This is a genomic window from Corallococcus terminator (genome assembly GCF_003611635.1).
GTDB lineage: Bacteria > Myxococcota > Myxococcia > Myxococcales > Myxococcaceae > Corallococcus > Corallococcus terminator.
The window spans coordinates 1-1,076 of the sequence record NZ_RAVZ01000717.1; the positions used below are offsets into that span (position 1 = coordinate 1).

1 protein-coding gene and 1 pseudogene are annotated in these 1,076 nt (G+C 65.2%); one reads left to right on the forward strand and one right to left on the reverse strand.

Translation table 11 applies throughout. The annotated features are described in order from the left end of the window. Nucleotides 1-350, forward strand: a 350-nt coding sequence (locus tag D7V88_RS44055; RefSeq protein WP_208726769.1) for a hypothetical protein, incomplete at its 5' end; no start/stop codon positions are given. A gap of 207 nt (nt 351-557) precedes the next feature. Here D7V88_RS44055 and D7V88_RS41745 read toward each other — a convergent pair. Further along, nucleotides 558-1,076, reverse strand: a pseudogene (locus D7V88_RS41745) (serine/threonine protein kinase); the annotation flags it as partial.

Below are 1,076 nucleotides of genomic sequence, written 5' to 3' on the forward strand. Positions count from 1 at the left end.
GCATCAGAGGACTGCTGGTTCTTGGGCTGCTTGCCGGCTGTGGTGGGACCGTGACTGGGGAAGCGGTTGAGGCACCAGCCAGCAGCGAGAGCGCTCTGGTGTTCTGCCTGAAGTTCATTGGGGGCTCCGACTACTCGAACGAGGAGGCGTGCTACAATTCATACCAAAACGGCCAGAACCACTGCGATACATACGCGGACGGCCTCCAGGGCTGGCGACATGACTGCAAACTCATGAGCGGTGGCGACTACTTGTATACCGTTTCCGCAACCACCTGCTGCTATGACTATGATGAGGTGGCGCCTCCAACGGCCGGTGGACTAGGGCAGCCAGCCGCTAGCGATAGCTGAGCGGCTGAGGATGAAGGTGCCGCCACCCTTCGGCGATGCGGCGCCGTGCATCAACGCAGGTATTGGTCCGGAATCACTGAAGAGGCACGGGGCGCCTGCGATTGGCGGGCGCCCAGCAGTAGGCGGCACAGGAAGGCCTGCTCGCGAAGGAGTCTCCGTAAGAGCGCAATGGCTACCGCACAACTGGTCCAGTTGAGGTGGCAGTTATCAGTCCCCCGGGTCATCCTTGGCCACACGCAGGGCACCCAGCCCCGGCTCCGTGGGCGTCTCGTCCGCATTGGGCAAGGGCCGCGGCTCCGTCCGGATGTCGTCCGGGCCGAGCGGAGGGAACGCAGGGGAAATCCCCCCCTCGTCCTCCTCCAGCAAGTCCAACTCCTCCAGCGCCTCGCCCCCCTCCAGCAGCGCCTGCTGGACTTCCTTCACGGCGTCCGCCGCGCTGTAGGGCCCCCGACTCGCCAACTGTGCTCGCAGTTCCGCCTCCAGTTCCGCCGCCGTCGAGAAACGCTCGCCCTTCTCTCGCCGCAGCAGCTTGTGGAGGAGCGTGCGCAACGGCTTGGAAAGGCCGGAAGTCGCACGCTCAACGTCCTTCACCCGGAAGGCCATGGCGTGCCGGATGGCGTCCTCCACGATGGGCGGCTGGGGCACTTCCATCACCGTTACCGTGGCGGCGAGGACCTTCTCACGAAGCATCGGGGAGGCCTCCTCCTCCACGAGGCTGTCCCCAGG